The sequence below is a fragment of the Streptantibioticus silvisoli genome, assembly GCF_027947535.2.
Taxonomy (GTDB): domain Bacteria; phylum Actinomycetota; class Actinomycetes; order Streptomycetales; family Streptomycetaceae; genus Streptantibioticus_C; species Streptantibioticus_C silvisoli.
In genome coordinates, this window is the sequence record NZ_JAAGKO020000049.1 from 45,295 (window position 1) to 66,514 (window position 21,220).

14 protein-coding genes, 2 rRNA genes and 1 pseudogene are annotated in these 21,220 nt (G+C 74.3%); 5 read left to right on the forward strand and 12 right to left on the reverse strand.

Going from position 1 to position 21,220, the window contains the following annotated elements:
- Positions 1–81 precede the first annotated feature (81 nt).
- Together POF43_RS27000 and pyrG are read right to left on the reverse strand one after the other, a co-directional pair.
- A complete protein-coding gene (locus tag POF43_RS27000) occupies positions 82–720 on the reverse strand; it encodes an NUDIX domain-containing protein (protein ID WP_271324318.1) in 639 nt (212 codons plus the stop codon).
- The gene (gene pyrG, locus POF43_RS27005) at positions 717–2,402 is read right to left on the reverse strand and encodes a CTP synthase (protein WP_303658403.1); all 1,686 of its coding nucleotides are present in this window, start codon (positions 2,400–2,402) and stop codon (positions 717–719) included. Before pyrG ends, POF43_RS27000 begins: the two co-directional genes overlap by 4 nt.
- 582 nt (positions 2,403–2,984) lie before the next feature.
- Between pyrG and POF43_RS27010 the strand changes: the two genes are divergently transcribed.
- Complete coding sequence (locus POF43_RS27010; RefSeq protein WP_271316945.1) at positions 2,985–4,814, forward strand: glycoside hydrolase family 15 protein; 1,830 nt, start codon at positions 2,985–2,987, stop codon at positions 4,812–4,814.
- A gap of 224 nt (positions 4,815–5,038) precedes the next feature.
- Here the strand turns inward: POF43_RS27010 and POF43_RS27015 are convergent, their stop codons facing one another.
- Positions 5,039–6,172: a glycosyltransferase family 4 protein gene (locus tag POF43_RS27015; protein ID WP_271324868.1), complete on the reverse strand. Its 1,134-nt coding sequence runs from the start codon at positions 6,170–6,172 to the stop codon at positions 5,039–5,041.
- A gap of 726 nt (positions 6,173–6,898) precedes the next feature.
- The gene (recN, locus tag POF43_RS27020; protein ID WP_271325063.1) at positions 6,899–8,626 is read right to left on the reverse strand and encodes a DNA repair protein RecN; all 1,728 of its coding nucleotides are present in this window, start codon (positions 8,624–8,626) and stop codon (positions 6,899–6,901) included.
- Positions 8,627–8,793: 167 nt separating this feature from the next.
- Here recN and POF43_RS27025 point away from each other — a divergent pair, with 167 nt between their 5' ends.
- Positions 8,794–10,908 carry a serine/threonine-protein kinase gene (locus tag POF43_RS27025; RefSeq protein ID WP_282704798.1) on the forward strand — a complete coding sequence of 705 codons (2,115 nt, stop codon included), beginning with the start codon at positions 8,794–8,796 and terminating at the stop codon, positions 10,906–10,908.
- 162 nt (positions 10,909–11,070) lie between these two features.
- Here POF43_RS27025 and POF43_RS27030 read toward each other — a convergent pair whose 3' ends face one another.
- The 4 genes from POF43_RS27030 to POF43_RS27045 all read right to left on the reverse strand — a co-directional run bounded on the left by POF43_RS27030 (position 11,071) and on the right by POF43_RS27045 (position 14,667).
- Complete coding sequence (locus POF43_RS27030; RefSeq protein ID WP_372516135.1) at positions 11,071–12,021, reverse strand: NAD kinase; 951 nt, start codon at positions 12,019–12,021, stop codon at positions 11,071–11,073.
- Complete coding sequence (locus POF43_RS27035; RefSeq protein ID WP_271315206.1) at positions 12,018–12,824, reverse strand: TlyA family RNA methyltransferase; 807 nt, start codon at positions 12,822–12,824, stop codon at positions 12,018–12,020. Before POF43_RS27035 ends, POF43_RS27030 begins: the two co-directional genes overlap by 4 nt.
- A gap of 24 nt (positions 12,825–12,848) precedes the next feature.
- On the reverse strand, positions 12,849–13,058 hold the full coding sequence (locus tag POF43_RS35005) for a hypothetical protein (protein ID WP_372516136.1): 210 nt from the start codon (positions 13,056–13,058) through the stop codon (positions 12,849–12,851).
- An 85-nt stretch (positions 13,059–13,143) separates the two neighbouring features.
- On the reverse strand, positions 13,144–14,667 hold the full coding sequence (locus tag POF43_RS27045) for a hypothetical protein (protein ID WP_271323713.1): 1,524 nt from the start codon (positions 14,665–14,667) through the stop codon (positions 13,144–13,146).
- Between the two features lie 155 nt (positions 14,668–14,822).
- Between POF43_RS27045 and POF43_RS27050 the strand changes: the two genes are divergently transcribed.
- Complete coding sequence (locus POF43_RS27050) at positions 14,823–15,170, forward strand: sterol-binding protein (protein ID WP_271315204.1); 348 nt, start codon at positions 14,823–14,825, stop codon at positions 15,168–15,170.
- Positions 15,171–15,243: 73 nt separating this feature from the next.
- Here POF43_RS27050 and POF43_RS27055 read toward each other — a convergent pair whose 3' ends face one another.
- The gene (locus POF43_RS27055; protein ID WP_271323712.1) at positions 15,244–16,299 is read right to left on the reverse strand and encodes an HAD hydrolase-like protein; all 1,056 of its coding nucleotides are present in this window, start codon (positions 16,297–16,299) and stop codon (positions 15,244–15,246) included.
- 195 nt (positions 16,300–16,494) lie between these two features.
- Here POF43_RS27055 and POF43_RS27060 point away from each other — a divergent pair, with 195 nt between their 5' ends.
- Positions 16,495–17,886 carry a DUF1015 family protein gene (locus POF43_RS27060; RefSeq protein WP_271323711.1) on the forward strand — a complete coding sequence of 464 codons (1,392 nt, stop codon included), beginning with the start codon at positions 16,495–16,497 and terminating at the stop codon, positions 17,884–17,886.
- A 364-nt stretch (positions 17,887–18,250) separates the two neighbouring features.
- Here the strand turns inward: POF43_RS27060 and POF43_RS27065 are convergent.
- Positions 18,251–19,036 (reverse strand): annotated as a pseudogene (locus POF43_RS27065) (tetratricopeptide repeat protein); the annotation flags it as partial.
- On the opposite strand from POF43_RS27065, the gene POF43_RS35010 reads away from it, so the two are divergent.
- Positions 18,974–20,761 carry a hypothetical protein gene (locus POF43_RS35010; protein ID WP_282704799.1) on the forward strand — a complete coding sequence of 596 codons (1,788 nt, stop codon included), beginning with the start codon at positions 18,974–18,976 and terminating at the stop codon, positions 20,759–20,761. The pseudogene POF43_RS27065 and the gene POF43_RS35010 overlap by 63 nt on opposite strands.
- A 97-nt stretch (positions 20,762–20,858) precedes the next feature.
- Here the strand turns inward: POF43_RS35010 and rrf are convergent.
- Positions 20,859–20,975, reverse strand: a 5S ribosomal RNA gene (gene rrf / locus POF43_RS27075).
- Positions 20,976–21,110: 135 nt separating this feature from the next.
- Positions 21,111–21,220, reverse strand: a 23S ribosomal RNA gene (locus POF43_RS27080); the annotation flags it as partial.

A 21,220-nucleotide genomic window follows, 5' to 3' on the forward strand; every position in this document is an offset into this window, starting at 1 on the left:
GAGGTCCGACGTACGGAATGTAGTCGACCCTCCGGCCCGGACCGGGGAAACGGTCCGGGCCGGAGGGCCGATGATCACCCGTCAGGCGGTGAAAGGGCGGGCCGGCCACGGCGCGTCGGCCGGGCGCAGCGCCGCGATCCCGTCACCGGCCCCGGCCGCGGCGAGCGCGAGGACGCCGGCGACCAGACAGGAGTTGTGGAGTTCACCGGAGATGACCGCGCGCACCAGGTCGGCGAGCGGGACGCGGGCGTACTCCAGGTCGGCCTCCTCCGCGGAGACCTCGTACCGTTCCCCGGTCGCCTCCGACAGGCCCCGGGCCAGGAAGACCCGGACCGCCTCGTCGGAGCCGCCGGGGCTGTTGAAGATGTCGACCAGCACCCGCCAGTCGGCGGCCTCGGTGTACGTCTCCTCGAACAGCTCGCGCCGCGCGGCGACCACCGGGTCCTCGCCGGGCACGTCGAGGATGCCGGCCGGCAGCTCCCACAGCTTGTGCCGCACCGGGTGGCGGTACTGGCGCAGGACCAGCACCCGCCCGTCGTCGTCGAGGGCCAGGACGGCGACCGAGCCGGGGTGCACCTGGTAGTCGCGGCGGGCGGTGGAGCCGTCCGGCATGGTGACGACGTCGCTGCGCACGCCGGTGACCTTGCCGGTCCACGGCACGTCGGTCGCGGTGACCGGCCATTCCTCGGCCGTGTCGCGCAGCCCGTCCGCGCCGGTCACGCGCCGGCCTCCTCAAGGCGCCGCACGGCGGCGGCGACCAGGCCGGCGAACAGCGGGTGCGGGCGGGTCGGGCGGGACTTCAGCTCCGGGTGGGCCTGGGTGGCGACCAGGTAGGGGTGGACCTCGCGCGGATACTCGACGTACTCGACCAGCTTGTTGTCGGGCGAGGTGCCGCTGAAGACGATGCCGGCCTTCTTCTCCAGCTCCGCGCGGTAGGAGTTGTTGACCTCGTAGCGGTGCCGGTGGCGTTCCTCCACGTAGGGCTCGTTGCCGTAGACCTCGCGGACGATGGAGCCCTCGGCGAGCTTGGCGGGGTAGATGCCCAGCCGCATGGTGCCGCCCATGTCGCCCTTGCCCTCGACGATGTCGAGCTGCTCGGCCATGGTGGAGATGACCGGGTGCGCGGTGGCCGGGTCGAACTCGGTGGAGTTGGCGTCCTGGATGCCGGCCAGGTTGCGGGCGGCCTCGATGACGACGCACTGAAGACCCAGGCACAGCCCCAGCAGCGGGATGCCGTGTTCGCGGGCGTAGGTGACGGTGGCCACCTTGCCCTCCACGCCGCGGTCGCCGAACCCGCCGGGCACGCAGATCGCGTCGACGCCGGCCAGCTGTTCGGCGGCGCCGGCCGCGGTGCCGCAGTCGTCGGAGGTGACCCACTTGATGGTGACGCGGGCGTTGTTGGCGAAGCCGCCGGCCCGCAGCGCCTCGGTGACCGACAGGTAGGCGTCCGGCAGGTCGATGTACTTGCCGACCAGCGCGACGGTGACCTCGTGCGCGGGGTGGTGGACCCGGCGCAGCAGGTCGTCCCACTGGGACCACTCCACGTCGCGGAACGGCAGGTCGAGGCGGCGCACCACGTAGGCGTCCAGGCCCTCGGCGTGCAGCACCTTGGGGATGTCGTAGATCGACTTGGCGTCGATGGCGGCGACCACCGCGTCCTCGTCGACGTCGCACATCAGGGAGATCTTGCGCTTGATGGCGGTGGGGACCTCGCGGTCGGCGCGCAGCACGATGGCGTCGGGCTGGATGCCGATGCTGCGCAGGGCGGCGACCGAGTGCTGGGTGGGCTTGGTCTTCAGCTCGCCGGACGGGCCGATGTAGGGCAGCAGCGAGACGTGCACGAAGAAGACGTTGTCCCGGCCGACCTCGTGGCGGACCTGGCGGACCGACTCCAGGAACGGCAGCGACTCGATGTCGCCGACGGTGCCGCCCACCTCGGTGATGACCACGTCGACGTCGTCGGTGGCCATCCGGCGGATGCGGGACTTGATCTCATTGGTGATGTGCGGAATGACCTGCACGGTGTCGCCCAGGTATTCGCCGCGCCGCTCCTTGGCGATCACCGAGGAGTAGACCTGGCCGGTGGTGACGTTGGCGGAGCCGTCGAGGTCGACGTCGAGGAACCGCTCGTAGTGGCCGACGTCCAGGTCGGTCTCGGCGCCGTCGTTGGTGACGAAGACCTCACCGTGCTGGAACGGGTTCATCGTGCCGGGGTCGACGTTCAGGTACGGGTCGAGCTTCTGCATCGTGACCCGCAGGCCACGCGCCTTGAGCAGGGCGCCCAGGCTGGAGGCGGTCAGCCCCTTGCCGAGCGAAGAGGCCACACCCCCGGTGACGAAGAGGTGCTTGGTCGTCGTGTTGGTACGGCGGTGAGCAGCCGTGCCGGGGTGCGGCTGTGCCAAGAGGGGCTCCCGTGGTCGCGAGGTGAGAGTCGGACGGCTCCGGCGGTGCGGTCGCCGTCGCGGCGGTTCAGTGGTTCGGCCCACCGGCCCACGGGCTACCAGGGTATCAGCGCCCCTGTCCGGTCCGGTCCGGCGGAACCGCCGATTTCGCCCCGGACCCCCGCGACACGCCGACCGCGTTCGTATGAAGTAATCGGCCGCGGCGTTCGGATCTTGTCCGAAGTGATGGTCGGACGTCCTACCGCCGAGCCGTAGGATGCTCCCAGTTGGCGCGGCGGCACACCGGGCGACGACTGCCACCCGACCGGCTCCGCCAGGCCTCAACCGAGACTCGCGTGTCCCCCGGTCCCCACGTCGTATTCTGCTCGGACACATCGTTGTGAGCCGGCCGGACGGTACCGCCGCCCGCCCCCGTCGCCGCGATGCCCGCACGGCGTGCCGGACCGGGGCGCAGGGCTCACCAGCCACGGGGGCACCGGAGCCAGGTGCGCCGCGGCCATGCCGCCGGGGACCCCACGCGTCCCGCGGGACTTCACAGCTGTTCGACAAGCTCTGCTTGTCACTGTTCGACTGGAGATGCACGTGGCCGGGCGCATCGAGGACTACGCACTCATCGGCGATATGCAGACCGCCGCACTGGTCTGCCGCGACGGCACCGCCGATTGGCTGTGCCTCCCCCGCTTCGACTCCCCCGCCGTCTTCGCGGGGCTGCTCGGCACCGACGACCACGGTTTCTGGCGGGTGGGCCCGGCCCACACGCCGCAGACCGGGCCGCCGGCCGCGACCCGCCGCCGGTACCGGGGCGACTCGCTGGTGCTGGAGTCGGAGTGGGACACCGACCGCGGCACCGTCCGCGTCATCGACTTCATGCCGCCGCGTGACGGCGCGCCGCAGCTCATCCGGATCGTGGAGGGCGTCAGCGGCCGGGTGCCGATGCGCTCGGCCCTGCGGATGCGCTTCTCCTACGGCTGGGTCGTGCCGTGGGTGCACAAGGTGGACAGCTCCGACGCCGACGACGCGCCCGAGGGCCGTACCGTCGCGGTGGCCGGTCCGGACTCGGTGTGGTTCGACACCGATGTCCCGACCTACGGTGAGGACCTGACGACCTACGCGGACTTCACCGTCGCCGAGGGCGACCGGATCGCGTTCACCATCAGCTGGGAGCCGTCGCACAAGCCGGCGCCGCCGCTGCCGGACCCGGAGGGGTCGCTGACGGCGACGGAGGACTTCTGGCGCGAGTGGGTGGCGCAGTGCACGTACCACGGCCCGTACCGGGACGCGGTGATCCGTTCGCTGATCACGCTGAAGGCGCTGACCTACGGCCCGACCGGCGGCATCGTCGCGGCGCCGACCACCTCGCTGCCGGAGGACATCGGCGGCGTGCGCAACTGGGATTACCGCTTCACCTGGCTGCGGGACGCGGCGATCACCTTGTCGTCGCTGCTGCGCACCGGGTACCGCGAGGAGGCCCGCGCCTGGCGCGAGTGGCTGCTGCGCGCGGTGGCCGGCGACCCGGAGAACCTCCAGATCATGTACGGCATCGCCGGTGAGCGGGAGCTGGGCGAGCAGGACCTGACCTGGCTGCCCGGCTACGAGAACTCCACCCCGGTGCGGGTCGGCAACGGCGCGGCCCACCAGCTCCAGCTGGACGTCTACGGCGAGGTCAGCGAGGCGCTGCACCTGGCGCACATGACCGGTCTGGCCCGCAACGACTACGCCAGCCTGCTCCAGCTGAAGCTCATCCACTACCTGGAGGAGCACTGGCAGGAGCCGGACGAGGGCATCTGGGAGGTGCGCGGCCCGCGCCGGCACTTCACCCACTCCAAGGTGATGGCCTGGGTGGCGGTGGACCGCACCATCAAGCTCATCGAGTCCGGCGAGGCCGACGGCCCGCTGGAGCGGTGGCGCGAGCTGCGCGAGGACATCCACCGCGAGGTGTGCGAGAAGGGCTACGACCCGGACCGCAACACCTTCACCCAGTCCTACGGGTCGAAGGAGCTGGACTCCTCACTGCTGCTGATCCCGCAGGTGGGCTTCCTGCCGCCGGACGACAAGCGGGTCATCGGCACGATCGAGGCGATCCAGAAGGAGCTGACCGTCGAGGGCGGCTTCGTGGTGCGTTACCCGACCGAGGGCGGCGACGAGGGCGTCGACGGCCTGCCGGGTGACGAGGGCGCGTTCCTGGCCTGCTCGTTCTGGCTCGCCGACGATCTGGCGATGATCGGCCGGGTCGACGAGGCCCGCCAGCTGTTCGAGAAGCTGCTGTCGCTGCGCAACGACCTGGGCCTGCTGGCGGAGGAGTGGGACCCGCGCCTCCAGCGCCAGGTCGGCAACTTCCCGCAGGCGTTCAGCCACGTGCCGCTCATCGACACCGCCTTGCGCCTGACCGCCTCCGGCGCCTACGGCGGCTGACGGCCGGCCCCACGACGCGAAGACCCCCGGCCCCGGGCACGACAGGGCCGGGGGTCTTCGCGTCCGGGGCGTCTCCAGGCGGCGTTCGGCGGCCGGTGACGCGCGGGTGGCCGGTGGCCGGTGACGTACGAGGGCGGGCCGGCCGGTGACGTACGGCGGTGTGCGGGCCGGCGCGGTCGGGAACGGCCCGGCCGGTGCGGTCAGGAACGGAGATGTCGGCGCGGTCAGGAGCGGGCGGGCGCGTGGGTCAACTCGTCGTAGACGCTGAGGATCTGCGCGATCGTGTCGTCCTGCGTCGGCCAGGTGGCCGCCTGGACGCGGCCCTCGGCGGACAGCCGGGCGCGCAGCGCCGGATCGGCCAGCAGGCAGGACACCGCCTGGGCCAGTGCCTCCGGGTCGTCCTTCGGCACCAGCACGGCGGCGTCGCCGACCAGCTCCGGCACCGCGCCGACCGCGGTGGCCACCAGCGGCACCCCGGCACGCATCGCCTCGTGCACGATCAGCGGATACGACTCGAACCGGCTGGGCAGCACCACCAGGTCGGCGGCGGCCAGGAGTTCCGGCACGTCGTCGCGGTGGCCCAGCAGCCGCACCGGCAGGTCCTCGGCGTCGACCCGCCCCTGCAACGCGGCCCGGTCAGCGCCCTCCCCCGCCACCACGACCGTCGGCCGGGGCCGCAGCCCGCCCCACTCGCGGGCCGCGTCCAGCAGCAGATCGTGCCCCTTGTGCGGCTCCAGACGGCCGACGCTGAGGATCAACGGGCCGTCGAGCGCGCCGAGTCCGGCCCGGGTCTTGTCCGCCTGCGGCCCGGCGGGACGCACCCTGGCGCGTTCCGGCGGGAACGACACCGGCGCCAGCCGCGCGTCCCGGGCCCCCAGACCGCGCACCTCGTCGACGATGCCGGACCAGGCACCCAGCACCACGGTCGCCGCCCGCGCCACCCGCCGCTCCAGCAGCCGCAGCAGCCCCGCCCGGGTGCCGCGCACCGGCAGCCCGGCGTGCCAGGTCACCACCAGCGCCGGACCGCCCGCACCGCCGGCCAGCGCCAGGGAGGCCAGCATCGCCGCGTGCAGCCCGTGCGCGTGGACCACGTCGGCGCCGTGGCAGGCCGCCCGCAGCGCCGCCACCGCCATCGCCTCGTCCCGCGGCGCCGGACGCTCCGGGATCTCCACCGCGGTGAAACGGACACCGGTGCGCTGGAAACCGTGGGACTGCGCCGCGCTGGACGGCCCGCACACCGTGACGTCCACCCCGCGCGCCACCAGACCGCCGGACAGCGAACTGACGTGCCCGGCACCGTTGGCCCCGAGCACCTGGACGGCGCGCAGCGGCCCGCGGGGGGTAAGGGTGCTGGTCACGGCGGCTGTCGGCTCCTCGAAGTGGCAGGGAAGCGGCGGGCGGACACCCGGGCGGGGGAACCGGGCACGGACATCGGCGGACATCGACGGACATCGGCGGGCGGGAACCGGGCAGGATCGCGGCGGCCCGGCGGGAGCCGCCGGGGACCGCGGGACGCCGACACGCACTCAACGCCTCACGGCGCCGACTGGTGCCCGGCGGGACGAACGGGATCAGCCGGGTGACCCTGGCCGTCGCTCCCAGGATGCCAGCCGCCCCCGGCCCGACGGCCCATGCTGCCGCCCCGCACCGGATCGCCCTCACACAAATCACCCGTAAGAGTGGCAGCGTGAAAGCCTCCCGCCGCCTACCCCGTTTTCCGCCGCACCCTACATTTCCCTGCGGGGCACCGCACGGTTCCTGCGGGGCATCGCACCGGTCCCCTGCCGGACATCGCCCCGGTCCCGTGCGGGCATCGCCCCGGGCCCGTACCGACCATCGCACCGGTCCCGTGTCGGTTATCGCACCGGTCCCGTGCGGGCATCGCACCGCTCCCGCGCCGACCATCACACCGGTCCTCCGCCAGGCATCGCACCGCTCCCGCACCGACCATCGCACCGGCGCGCCGCAGCCCCCGCCGACGGAGCACCGGTCGGCGCGCCCTCAGCGGCTGAGCACCCGCCGGCGGACCCGCCCCCGCGGAGAGCCCGCCCACCGAGAGCCCGCCCATGGCGAACCCGCCCGCGTCAGCGGGACGCCCGGGCCGCCGCCAGCAGTTCCTCCGCGTGGGCGCGGGCGGTGTCGGAGTCCTCCAGGCCCGCCAGCATGCGGGACAGCTCGCGGACCCGTTCCTCACCGTCGAGGATCTTCACGCCGCTGGAGGTCACCGAGCCGTCGTTGGTCTTCTCCACCAGCAACTGCCGGTCGGCGAAGGCGGCCACCTGGGGAAGGTGGGTGACCACGACGACCTGCGCGGAGCGGGCCAGCCGGGCCAGCCGCCGGCCGACCTCGACCGCCGCCTTGCCGCCGACACCGGCGTCCACCTCGTCGAACAGATAGGTCGGCACCGGGTCGGAGCCGGCGAAGACCACCTCGACCGCGAGCATCACGCGGGAGAGTTCACCACCGGAGGCGCCCTTGGCGATCGGCCGCGGCGGCGCGCCCGGGTGCGGGGCCAGGTGCAGTTCCACCTCGTCGGCGCCGTGCGGCCCGTACCCGACCCGCCGGCCGTCCACCTCGACCCCCTCGGGGTCCTCGGTCTGCCGGATCTCCACCGTCACCCGGGCGTGCGGCATGGCCAGTTCGGCCAGTTCCGCGGTGACCGCGCCGGCGAACCGCCGGGCGGCCTCGGTACGGGCGTCGGTCAGGGCCTGGGCCAGCGCGCCGAGTCCGGACCGCAGCGCGTCGCGTTCCACGGTCAGCGCGCCGATCCGGTCGTCGTCGCCCTCCAGCTCCGCCAGCCGTCGCGAGCCCTGCTCGGCCCAGGCCAGCACCGCGTCCAGGCCCTCACCGGTCCGCCCGTACTTGCGGACCAGGTGCGCCAGCACCGAACGGCGTTCCTCCACCACCGCCAGCCGCAGCGGGTCGGCGTCCAGGTTGTCGGCGTAACCGGACAGCTCACCGGCCACGTCGGCGGCGAGGATGCCGATCTCGCCCAGCCGCTCGGCCAGCGCCGACAGCGCCGGGTCGTGCGCCCGGACCGCCTCCAGCGACCGCTGCGCGCCGGCCACCAGCCCGGCCGCGTCGACGCCCTCCGGGTCCTCCGGGTGGCCGGCCAGCGCGGCGTGCGCCAGCGCGGCGGCCGACGCCAGTGCCTCGGCGTGGCCCAGCCGTTCGGCCTCGGCGGCCAGTTCGGTGTCCTCACCGGGCAGCGGTTCGGCGGCGGCGACCTCCTCCAGGCCGAACCGCAGCAGGTCCGCCTCCTGGGCCCGGTCCCGCGCCCGGGTGGTCAGCTCCTCCAGCTCGCCGGCCACCTCGCGCAGCCGCCGGTACGCGGCCGCGTACTCCACCAGCGGACCGGCCACCGCGTCACCCGCGTACCGGTCCAACGCCTGCCGCTGCCGCGCCGGACGCAGCAGGCCCTGCTGGTCGGTCTGGCCGTGCACGGCCACCAGGTCGTCGGCGAGCTCCCCGAGCAGCGCGGCGGGCACCGAACGGCCGCCGACGTGTGCCCGCGACCGCCCCTCGGCGGAGATCGTGCGGCTGATCAGCAGCGCGCCGTCGTCCAGTTCGGCGCCGGCCTCCCGGGCCCGCGCGGCGGCCGGGCCGTACGGATCCACTCTGATCCGGCCCTCCACCACCGCGGCCTTGGCGCCGATCCGCACCAGCGCCGCGTCCGCCCGGCCACCGAGCAGCAGCCCGAGGCTCGTGACGACCATGGTCTTACCGGCGCCCGTTTCACCCGTGACCGCGGTGAACCCCGGCGACAACTCGACCACGGCGTCGTCGATCACGCCCAACGACCGTATCCGCATCTCCTCCAGCACGACCATGACGATACGAGGTCCGCGGCCCCCGGCGCGACGCGCGTCCCCCGCGGGGCCGCGGAAGCCACCGATGGCGGCCCGCTGCCGCTATCGTCGGACGGTGGACCGTCGGCGGTACGGTCGCCGCGCGAGCGGCGCGAGCTGACGGGGGCGGTATGGAGGCGCTGGAGCCGGAGGACCCGCGGCGGACGGGCGATTACGTCCTGCTGCGCCGGCTCGGGGCGGGCGGCATGGGCCGGGTCTACCTCGGGCGCACCGCGGGCGGCCGGACGGTGGCCGTCAAGACCGTGCGGGCGGAGTTCGCCGCCGACCAGGACTTCCGCGACCGGTTCCGCCGCGAGGTGGCCGCCGCCCGGCTGGTCGGCGACCGGTGGACCGCGCCGGTGCTGGACGCCGACACCGAGGGCCCGCGCCCCTGGGTCGCCACCGGCTACCTCCCCGGACCCGATCTGGCCCGCGCCCTGGAGGAGTTCGGGCCGCTGCCGACGTCCGCGGTCCGCACGCTGGGCGCCGGTCTCGCCGAGGCGCTGCGCACGATGCACGGCCTGAACCTGGTGCACCGGGACGTCAAACCGTCCAACGTGCTGCTGACGCTGGACGGACCGCGGCTGATCGACTTCGGCATCACCCGCGCGCTGGACGCCACCACCGCGCTGACCCGGGCCGGCCTGATCGTCGGCTCGCCCGGCTGCTTCGCGCCGGAACAGGCCAGGTGCGAGGCGGTCGGCCCGGCCGGCGACGTCTTCTCGCTGGGCGTGGTGCTGGCCTACGCGGCCACCGGACGCATGCCGTTCGGCGACAGCCCGTCGGCGGCCGTACTGCTCTACCGGGTGCTGCACGAGCCGCCCGACCTCGACGCGGTGCCGGCGGGGCTGCGCGACCTGACGGCCGCCTGCCTGGCCAAGGACCCCGCCGACCGCCCGTCCGCCACCGCGGTACGCGACCGGCTCGCCACCCCCGACCCCCGCACCGCCCACGCCACCCCCGGCGGTGGCTGGCTCCCGCCCCGGATGTCGGAGGCCCTGGCCCGCCGAGCGGTCGACCTGCTCCACCTCGACGCGGACGTGGGCGCTGACGCGGAAGCCGGTGCGGGCCCGGGCGCGGACGCCGGCGCGGGCTCCGGGGCGGGCTCTGACGCGGAGGCGGGCGCGGCTTCCCGGGCGGACGCGGACGCCGGCACGGACCTCGGCACCGGCCACGGTCCTCGCCCCGGCCACGCTCCCCGGCCCGCCTTCGGTCCTCCGGCGGTGTTCGGCGCCGCGGCGTACGGCCCGCCACCCGCGTACGGGCCCGCGGCGCACGGTGAGGTCCCGGGCGACGGCTTCGGCCACGGCTCCGGCGCCGGGGTCCGACCACCGGTCGGCCCGGGCGGACGGACCGGCACGGACGCGCGGACCGGCCAGCACGGACGGGCCGGACTTGACGCGCGGACCGAACCGGACCCGCGGCCAGGCGAACCGGACACCCGGACCCAACCGGACCGGTGGACCGGTGAACCGGCCCTGCGGACCGGAGAACCGGACACCCGGACCCAACCCGAGACGCCGACCGCGCCGGAGAAGCAATCGGCGCCGGAGAAGCAGTCAGCGCCGGAGAAGCAGTCGGCGCCGGAGAAGCAGTCAGCGCCGAAGAAGCAGTTGGCGCCGGAGAAGCGGTCGGCGCGGGTGAAGCGGGCCTCCGCGCTGGTGATCGGGCTGGCGGTCTGCGGGGCGGGGCTGGGGTGGTGGCTGTCGCCGGGCAGGCCGGGCACGCCGCACGCGGGCCCGACAGGCAGCAGCAGGCGCCTGTCCGGCGGCGAGGTCCGCGCCGGGAGCGCGGCGCCGTCCGGCAGCACGCCCCCCTCCAAGAACGCGCCCCCTTCCGGGAACGTCCCCCTCGCCGGCCGGACCGTCCCCTCCGGCGGCGCCGCCGCGCCGAACCCGCCGGCCGGCGACATCTCCGCCGGCTACCTCGGCACCTGGAGCGGGAGCGTGGGCGACGGCGACACGTCCTCGCCGTTGCGGATCACCATCGCGCAGGGCTCGGTGGGCGACCCGGTGGGCCGGATCGACTCCCCCGGTTCGGACGACGGCTGCCGGCTGACCGCGTACCTGGTCTCCGCCGACCCGTCCCACCTGGTGCTCAGGCCGCCGCCCGGCGACGAAGGCGACGACGACTGCGACGACGTCACGGGGTCGGACGACGATCCGGCGGAGCACTTCACGCTGCGCGGCTCCCGGCTGCACCTGGCCGTGGACGACGCCACCGCCGACCTGGTCCGGCAGCGCTGACCCGACGCCACCGGCCCGACGGCACCGATGCGGGACCGACGCGGGACCGGCTCGGCGGCAACGCGGCACCGACGCGGGACCGACGCTGACCCGACGCGGCAGCACCGACGCGAGCGCCCCGGCACCGCCGAAGCGGACCGGGGCGCCGGCGGACCGTGCCGGTCAGCGGGGTGCGCCGCGCCAACCGCCCACCGGCAGGGCGAACTTGGCCACCAGCCGGTCGGTGAACAGCGCGTGGTGCAGCCGGGCCAGCCGGACCGGCACCTCGCCGCGCCGCACCTCGACCCGGGCACCCGGCGGCAGCGGCACGGTACGGCGGCCGTCGCACCACAGCACGCCCTGCAAGGTGGTCGTCTGCACCTCGACCGCCAGCACGGAGGCCGGCGACGTCACCAGCGGCTTGGCGAACAGCGCGTGCGCGCTGATCGGCACCATCAGCAGCGCCTCGACCTCGGGCCACACCACCGGGCCGCCGGCCGAGAAGGCGTAGGCGGTCGAGCCGGTCGGCGTCGCGCACACCACGCCGTCACAGCCGAACGCGGAGACCGGGCGGCCGTCGACCTCGATGACCACCTCCAGCATCCGCTCGCGGGCCGCCTTCTCCACCGACGCCTCGTTCAGCGCCCAGTCGGTGTGCACGACCCGGCCGTCCGCACGGACCAGCACGTCCAGCGTCATGCGTTCCTCGACCTCGTACGCCCGGGTGACGACGCGGTCCACCACCTTGTCCAGGTCGTCGCGTTCGGCCTCGGCGAGGAAGCCGACCCGGCCCAGGTTGACGCCCAGCATCGGCACCCCGGAGGCGCGGGCGAACTCGGCACCGCGCAGCAGCGTCCCGTCGCCGCCCAGCACCACGATCAACTCGCAGCCCGCGGTGGCCGACTCGCCCTCCTCCACGACCTCGACCGGCGCGGGCACCGGCAGGTCGGCGGCCTCCTCGCGCAGGATGCGCACTCCGATGCCGGAGCGCAGCAGGCCCTGCACCACCCGCTCGGCACTGCGTACGGCCGCCGGCCGCCCGGTGTGGGCGAGCAGGAACACCGTCCGCCGCTCGGTACCGCCCCCGGCCGGCAGGTCCGGGTTGTTCTTCGACGTGCTCAACGATCCGCTCAACGCGGCCCCTCCGCTACGGCTCGGTCCACATCGGCCGGGTCGAGTTCCGGTGCCCCGGCGCGAAGCCACAAGAAGTACTCGACATTGCCGGACGGTCCCGGCAGGGGTGAGGCGGTGACGCCGAGCACTCCGAGCCCGAGCGCGGCCGCCTGACCGGCCACCGTGCGCACCGATTCCGCCCGCAGCTCGGGCCGGCGCACGACTCCGCCGGTCCCCAGCCGATCCCTACCCACCTCGAACTGCGGTTTGACCATCAGAACGAGATCCGCCTCCGGCGCGGCGCAGCGCACCAGCGCGGGCAGCACCAGACCGAGCGGGATGAACGACAGATCGCCCACCACCACGTCGGCCGGCACCCCGTCGATCTGCTCCAGCGTCAGCTCCCGCACGTTGGTGCGGTCCTTGACGACCACCCGCCCGTCGCTCTGCAACGACCAGGCCAGCTGCCCGTAACCGACGTCCACCGCGACCACCCCGGCGGCACCGGCCCGCAGCAGCACGTCGGTGAACCCGCCGGTGGAGGCGCCGGCGTCCAGGCACCGGCGGCCCTCGACCCGCAACCCCAGCGGGGTGAACGCGGCCAGCGCGCCGGCCAGCTTGTGACCGCCCCGCGAGACGTAGTCGGGGTCGTCGTCGTCCTTGGTCACCACCAGCGCGGCGCTGGTCTCCACCTGCGTGGCCGACTTGGTCGCCGTGCCGCCGCCGACCGTCACCCGGCCGGCCGCGATCAACTGGGCGGCGTGCTCCCGGGACCGTGCCATCTTCCGGCGCACCAGCTCCGCGTCGAGCCGTCGTCGTGCCACGAGCGGTTCATCTCCTGTCGTCGTCTACGTCGCCGGGTCCGCCCGGCCCGGCCCGGTGGGCGGTCCCGGAGCCGGCGGCCCCGGCCGGCTGTCGAGCGCGGTCAGCGTGTCACGCAGTCCGCGGTGTACATCCTCATACACCTCGGCATGGCTGTCGGTCGGCAGCGCGTCCGCGTCCGCCAACCGCTCCATCAGCGCGTCCACCCCGACGTCCCCCGTGAGCGCCAACGTCACGCCCAGCGGCTCCGATTCCCGCCCCGGCGCCCGGCCCCCGGCGCCGGAACCGTCCGCGACGGCCTCCGGCGCCGGGGTCCCCGGCTCACTCACCGGCGGCCGCCCCCGGCGGGGTGGGCTTCGCCGGCCCGGAAGTCTTCTTCACGGCGGCCTTCTTGGCGGCGGCCTTCTTCACGGGAGCGGACTTCTCGGGGGCGGCCTTCTTGGCCGGAGCGGTCTTCTCCGGGGCGGTTTTCTTGGCGGGAGCCGTCTTCTCCGGGGCGGTCTGTCCGGCGGGAGCGGTCTTCTTCGCGGCGGCGGGCTTCTCCGGTGCGGCTTTCTTGGCCGAAGCCGTCTTCCCCGGAGCGGTCTGTCCGGCGGGAGCGGTCTTTTTCGCGGCGGCGGGCTTCTCCGGAGCGGTTTTCCTGGCCGGAGCCGTCTTCCCCGGGGCGGTCCGCTCGGCGGGAGCGGTCTGCCCCGGTGCCGTCCGCTCGGCGGGCGCCTTGCCGGTGGCGTCCTTGCCGGTGGCGTTCTTGCCGGGGGCGTTCTTGCCGGGGGCGTTCTTGCCGGGGGCCGGGGTCTTCGCCGGTGCCGTTTTCCTGGCGACGGGCAGGCGGCCGGACGGGGTTTCGGGGGCCGCCGGGGTGGTGGTCGCCGGTGCGGACTGCTTGGCCACGTCGACCGGGGTGGCCGTGGTCCTGCGGGCGGGCGCCTTCTTCGCCGGAGCCGTCTTCTTGGCGGCGGCCTGGCCGGCGGATGCCTGGGCGACGGCATCCTGACCGGCGGAATCCTGCGCGGCCGGGGTCCGGGTCGCCGGTGCCGCCGTCTTCGTCGGCGCGGCCCGCTCGGGGGAAGCCGTCTTCCCGGCCGGGGCCTTCTTCGCCGGGACCTTCTTCGCCGCCGGAGGCGTGGTCCTCCCGGCCGGAGGCGTCGTCTTCGCCACGGCCGCCTTCTTCTCCGGAGTCCTCTTCGCCGGTTCGGCCGTCTTCGTGGGGGCCGCGGTCTTCGCCGGAGCCGTCTTCTGCGGGGCCTTGGCCGCCGCTTCCTTCACCGGTGCGGTCTTCTTCGCCTCCGGGGCCGCCGGCTTCTTCGTGGCGGCCTTCTTGCCGGACTTGGCGGAGGCGGCCTTCTCCGCCGAGGTCGCAGACTCCGCCGGAGGCGCCGTCTTCGCCGCCGGAGGCGTGGTCCTCCCCGCCGGAGGCGTCGTCCGCGCCGGGGCCGGCGTCGGGGTCGGCGCGTCCGTGTCGACGGTGACGCGTTCGCGGGGCGGTTCGGGTTCCGCGGGGCCCTCCAGGTTGCGTACCCGGCGCTCCAGGGCCTCCAGGATGACGCCGACCTTGGTGATCTCGTCGGCGACCCGGCCCACCCGGCCCATCGTCTTGTCGATCTCCTCGCGGACCAGTCCGAGGAGCAGGTCGCGGTTGGCCTTGCCGGAGGCCATGAGTTCGTCGGCGAGGGACTGCACCTCCGGCGGAATCCGTTCGCCGATGGTGCGCTGCAACGCGTCCACGTCGACGCCGGTCTGGTCCAGCAGCTCCCGGGCCGCTCCCACCGCGCGCCGCCGGGTGGCCTCGGTCAGTCCACCCGCGATCTGCAGACAGGTACGCAGTGCGTCACGCAATGTGCTCACTCCTCGCCTCGCCTTGGACTTCTGTGGTGCACGTGTTCACGACGCTACCGCGTGCCACGCCCCCGAAGTGGCATGGATGGCACGGATATCACCCGTCCCGGGCGGTGTACGGTCGTGCGGTACGCAATCGTGGAGACGGGGAGCTACAAGCACCGATGGCGACCACCGAGGAGTGCCGTGCCGCACTCGACCGGCTGTCGGAGAACATGTCGAAGGCCCAAGGCGGCGTGGCCGACGCGGTGGCCCTGGACCGTTCGCTCAGCTGCCGCGTCACCGACCTGGACCTGACGTTCACCGGACGCCTGGCCGGCGGCCGCATCCGCGACATCGTCACCGTCCCCGGCACCCCGGCCGAACGCGCCCAGATCCGGCTGACGATGACCGGCGACGACCTGGTCGACCTGGTCGGCGGCCGCCTGCACTTCGCCAGGGCGTGGGCCTCCGGCCGCGTCAAGCTGGAAGCCGGCCTGCGCGACCTGCTGCGGCTGCGCACCCTGCTCTGACCCCGTCCCCACCCGCCGCCGCCCCGGGCGTGTCGGCGTCCTCGCGCCGGCCCCGCCGGGGCGGTCGGCCACGTCAGCCGTCCAGCCCCAGCCGTTCCAGCGCCTTGCCGGCGTCCAGCTCGCACGAGCCGTCGCCGGCCGCGGTCCAGGCCGCCGCGCACAGCGCGCGCAGACCGTCGTACGGATCACCGCCGTTTTCGTCCCCGTCGCCGTCCCCGTCGTCCAGCACGAGCGCGTCGTCGGCCGCGCGGGCCGTCCAACTCCCGCAGCGGAAGCCGGAGTCGGCGTCCCCCTCGACGCCGGCGTGGCCGGTGAGCAGCCCGCGCAGGTCGGCGGCGACATAGGTGGGCCGGTGTTCCGGCGGCGCCGCCAGCAGGCCGGCGGGCGTGGTCACCCCGGTCATCACCAGCAGCGAGTCGACCTCACCGGCGTGCGCGCCCTCGATGTCGGTGTCGAGCCGGTCGCCGACCACCAACGGGCGCCGCGCACCGGTGCGCAGGATCGTCTCGCGGTGCATCGGCGGCTGCGGCTTGCCGGCCACCTTCGGCTCGGCACCGGTGACCATCCGCACGACCTGGACCGCCGCGCCGTTGCCCGGGGCGATGCCGCGACCGCTGGGGATGGTCAGGTCGGTGTTGGACGCGAACCACGGCACGCCGCGCGCCACCGCGTACCCGACCTCCGCCAGCCGTTCCCACGCCATGCCGGGCCCGCCGTAGCCCTGGACGACGGCGGCCGGGTCGTCGTCGGCCGACTCCACCGGGACCAGGCCGCGTTCGCGCAGCGCGACCACCAGGCCCTCACCGCCGACCACCAGCACCCGCGAGCCGTCCGGCACCGACTCGGCGATCAGCCGGGCGACGGCCTGCGCGGAGGTGATGACGTCGGCCGGCTCGGCCGGAACGCCCAGCCGCGTCAGGTGTTCCGCGACGCTGTCGGGCGTGCGCAGCGCGTTGTTGGTGACATACGCCAGCCGCATCCCGTCGTCGCGCGCGGCGGACAGCGAGTCGACGGCGTGGTCGATCGCCTCACCGCCCGCGTAGACCACGCCGTCGAGATCCAGCAGCGCGGTGTCGTACGCCTCGTTCAGGGTCCGCCCACTGCCCTCGGGCCGGGTCCTCGGGTTCATCGCGCCAACGCTCCTTCGCCTGTCCCCCCGCGCGTTCCCGCACGGCGGTGACTCCTGTTTTCCGCACGTTCCCGCACAGGGGTGACTTGCGCCCTCCCCGCGTTCCCGCGCGGCGGTGACTTCCGTTCTCCGCACGTTCCCGCGCGGCGGCAACTGCGCCTGCTCCTGGCTGCCCTCTGCACATAACATGCTCCGATGAGCACCCCAGCATCCCCCGCGTCACCGCGCGGTCTGCGGCTCACGCCGTTCCGCGGGCTGCGCTACGACCCCGACCGGGTCGGCAGCCTGTCCGCGGTGACCTCGCCACCGTACGACGTCGTGGTGCGGCCCGACGGACTCCAGCACCTGGAGACCGCCGATCCGTTCAACATCGTCCGGTTGATCCTGCCCCAGGCCGGCGACCCGGCCGCCCGGCACACCCAGGCCGCGCACACCCTGCGCGACTGGCTGGCGGACGGCATCCTGGCCACCGACCCCGTTCCGTCGCTCTACGTCTACGAACAGCGTGGTCCTAGCGGCGAACTCCAGCGCGGGCTGATCGGCGCCCTGCGGCTGACCACGCCGGACGAACGGGTCGTCCTGCCGCACGAGGCGGTCATGCCGGGCCCGGTCGTGGACCGCGCCGAACTGATGCGCACCACGGCCGCCAACCTCGAACCGCTGCTGCTCGTCTACCGCGGCGACGGTCCCACCTACGGGGACGACAGCGCGGACGCCGGCGCGGACAGCGGCGGGGACGCCGGCGGAAACGGCGGGGACGGGGAACGCCACGGTTCCGGTGCCGCCGCCGCGGCGGTGGAACGTTACGCCACGCTGCCGCCGCTGCTGGTCACCACCACCGAGGACGGCGTCCGGCACCGGCTGTGGGCGGTCACCGACCCGGCCGAACTCGCCGCGATCGACGCCGACCTGTCGCGCCGCCAGGCGCTGATCGCCGACGGCCACCACCGCTGGGCCACCTACCTGCTGCTGCGCGACGAACAGCCGCCGCACACCGACCCCGGCCCCTGGGACCACGGGCTGGTGCTGCTGGTCGACTCCGACCGCTACCCGCTGACGGTCCGCGCGATCCACCGCGTGCTGCAACGCCTGCCGATCGCCAAGGCACTGGCTGCCGTGCGGACCGCGTTCGACATCGAGGAGGTGCCCGGCCCGCTGCCGGACGCCCTCAAGGCACTGGCCCACGCGGTGCGCGACGGCGACAACGCGTTCCTGCTGTCCGGCGACGGCCCGTCCGGCGCCTTCTACCTGCTGACCCGGCCCGACGACCGGCTCCTGGACGCGTCCGTCCCGCGCGGCCGCCCCGAATCCTGGCGCCGGCTCGACACCACCGTGCTGCACAGCGTGCTCATCGACCGCGTCTGGCGGGTCCCCGACGCGCCCGAGTACCTCGGCTACGTCCACGACACCACCGCCGCGATCCGCCAGGCCCACCGGCTCGGCGGCACGGCGGTCCTCATGCACCCGGTCGAGGAGAACACCGTCCTCGACCTGGCCCGGCAGGGCGTCATGATGCCGCCCAAGTCGACCTCCTTCGGCCCCAAGCCCGCCTCCGGACTCGTCCTGCGGAGCCTGACCGCCGGCTGAACCGCGCCCACCGCACCGCCGGTGAACACGGAAGAGTGAACGCGGAACGCCCCGCGAGGCAGACCTCGCGGGGCGTTCCGGGTCAACGCGGCGATCAGGCGCCGGAGTCCTTCCGACCCTCGGCGTCGTTCTCGTCCTCGGTGTCGTCGGCGTCGACACCGGCGTCGTCGGCGACATCCTCGTCGTCCTCGTCGTCCGCGTCGTCCTCGTGCGCGGCGACGGGCCCGGCGGCCTGGAACGGGTTCCGCAGGAACGTCGAGGACTCCGGCTCCGAACGGTCGGCCCGCTCGTCGTCATCGTCATCGCCGTCGTGCCCGGCGTGCCCGGCCTTCTCGGCCTTGCCGCGGCTGCCGGCCTTCTCGGCCTTCGCCGGCTCGACGCCGTCCTCGTCGTCGTCATCGAGGTCGCGCTCGGGGTCGAAGTCGACCTCGTCGACCTCTATGTCGTCCTCGTCGTAGTACTCGTCCACGCCGTCGTCCTCGTCGCCGAGGTCCTCAGCCGCGATCCGGGTACGGCCCTCGGCCGCGTCCCCGCTACGGGGAGCCGACCGCGGGGCGTCGTCGAGGTCGTCCGACTCGGGGTCGAGCGCGTCCAGGAACTCGACGCCGTCCATCTCCGCGAGCCGGTCGGACGCGTCGGTGGAACCGGTCTGGTCCGCCTCCAGCGCCTTGCCGAACCACTCGCGCGCCTCGTCCTCCCGGCCGACGGCCAGCAGGGCGTCGGCGTAGGCGTACCGCAGACGCGCGGTCCACGGGTGCACCGCGCTGGAGGCCAGCTCCGGGCTCTGCAACGTGACCACGGCGGCGTCCGCCTGACCCATGTCGCGCCGGGCGCCGGCCGCGACCAGCCGCATCTCGACCTGGCCGGCCTTGTCCAGCTTGCCGACCTCCGGCTCACCGGCCATGGTCAGCGCCCGCTCCGGACGGCCGAGGCCGCGCTCGCAGTCGGCCATGACCGGCCACAGCTCCACCGTGCCGGTCATCCGGCGCGCCGCGCGGAACTCCGCGAGCGCCTCGGCGTACTTCTCGCTGGCGTAGCACGCGAAGCCCATGGCCTCCCGGACCGCGGCGACGCGCGACGCCAGCCGGTGGGCGATCTTGGCGTACCCGTAAGCGAGTTCGGGCTCCTCGTCCAGCGAGCGGGCGACCATGACCAGGTTGCGGGCCACGTCGTCGGCGAGCGTCTTCGGCAGGCTCTTGAGCTCCTGACGGACGCTCTTGTCGATCTCCTGGCCGGTCACGTCCTCCGGGATCGGCAGGCGCTTGACCGGGTCGCGCTCCTCACGGCGCGGCCGGTCGTCCCGCCCGTCGCGCTGGTCCCGGTTCTCGAACCGGCCCCGCCCGCCCGCCGCGTACGGCCGGCGCTCCGGGCTGCCACCGCGGTCGTCCCGGCGGCCGGCGAACCCGCCCCGGGAACCGCGGTCGTCGTCCCGGCGCGGCCGGTCGTCACGCGGCCGGTCGTCACGGCGCTCGTACTGCGGACGGTCGCCGGAGGGGCGGTCGTACCGCGGACGGTCACCGGAGGGCCGGTCACCGCTGGGACGGTCGTACCGCGGACGGTCGCCCGAAGAGCGGTCGTCACGCGGGCGGTCGCCGCCGGGGCGGTCGCCGTAGCGCGGACGGTCGCCGCCGGAGGGGCGGTCGTCGCGGCGGAAGCCACCGCGGTCGTCGTCGCGGCGCGGGCCGCGCGGCCGGTCGTCACGGGAACCGTAGGACGGCCGGTCGCCACCACTGGGGCGGTCGTACCGCGGCCGGTCGCCGGAGGGCCGGTCACCGGACGGACGGTCGGTGCGGGGGCGGTCGTCACGCCGGAAGCCGCCACGGTCGTCGTCACGGCGCGGCCGGTCGCCGCCGGGGCGGTCGCCGTAACGGGGTCGGTCGCCGCCGCCGGAGGGGCGGTCGTAGCGCGGACGGTCACCACTGGGACGGTCGTACCGCGGGCGGTCACCCGACGAGCGGTCGTCACGCGGCCGGTCGGTACGGGGGCGGTCGCCACCGGGGCGGAAGCTCCCGCGGTCGTCGTCGCGGCGCGGCCGGTCGCCGCCGGGGCGGTCGCCGTAGCGCGGACGGTCCCCGCCGGAGGGGCGGTCGTCGCGGCGGAAGCCGCCGCGGTCGTCGTCACGGCGCGGGCCGCGCGGCCGGTCGTCACGGGAACCGTAGGACGACCGGTCGGTACGCGGACGGTCACCACCGGAACCGTAGGACGGCCGGTCGCCGCGGGGGCGGTCGCCGCCGGGACGGTCACCGTAGCGGGGTCGGTCGCCACCACCGCTGGGACGGTCGTAGCGCGGCCGGTCACCGGACGGACGGTCAGTGCGCGGCCGGTCGCCACCGGGACGGTCACCGTAGCGCGGACGGTCGCCACCGCTGGGACGGTCGTAACGCGGCCGGTCACCGGACGGACGGTCAGTACGCGGCCGGTCGCCACCCGGGCGGTCGCCGTAGCGCGGACGGTCGCCACCGGAGGGGCGGTCGTAGCGCGGCCGGTCACCGGACGAGCGATCGGTACGGGGGCGGTCGCCGCCGGACGGACGGTCGTCGCGGCGGAAGCCGCCACGGTCGTCGTCACGGCGCGGGCCGCGCGGCCGGTCGTCACGGGAACCGTAGGACGACCGGTCGGTACGCGGACGGTCACCACCGCTGGGGCGGTCCCCGTGGCGCGGGCGGTCACCGGACGGACGGTCATCACGTCGGAAACCACCGCGGTCGTCAGTACGACGCGGCCCTCCGCGGAACTCGCGCCGGTCGCCGGCACCCGAGTTCCGCTCGTTGCGTTCGGGTCGCTCCGAGCGATCGTCGGACGAGTTGGACATCGACGTGACTCCTTCGTCGGTCAGTACTGCTGTGGTGCAACAAGCTGTGATGCAACAGGCTGAGGAACAACGTGATGCCAGGGACAGCAGATGCTGCGGTGAAAAACAAAAGGACCCTCGGTCCCAGCGCTGAGGCCGGGACCGAGGGTCCTGAAAGATTGTTCGGCGGTGTCCTACTCTCCCACAGGGTCCCCCCTGCAGTACCATCGGCGCTGAAAGGCTTAGCTTCCGGGTTCGGAATGTAACCGGGCGTTTCCCAATCGCTATGACCACCGAAACACCATCGGGCCAGCCCGGTCGTCAGACCAGGGCATAGGCAAGGTGCCAGCGAACAAGCACACTTTTCAGTTAAGTCAGCTCAACCAGTGCGATGATTCGCTATCTGGGAGCTACATAGTGGACGCGAGCAACTGAGGACAAGCCCTCGGCCTATTAGTACCGGTCAACTCCACACCTTGCAGTGCTTCCATTTCCGGCCTATCAACCCAGTCGTCTACTGGGAGCCTTAACCCCTCAAAGGGG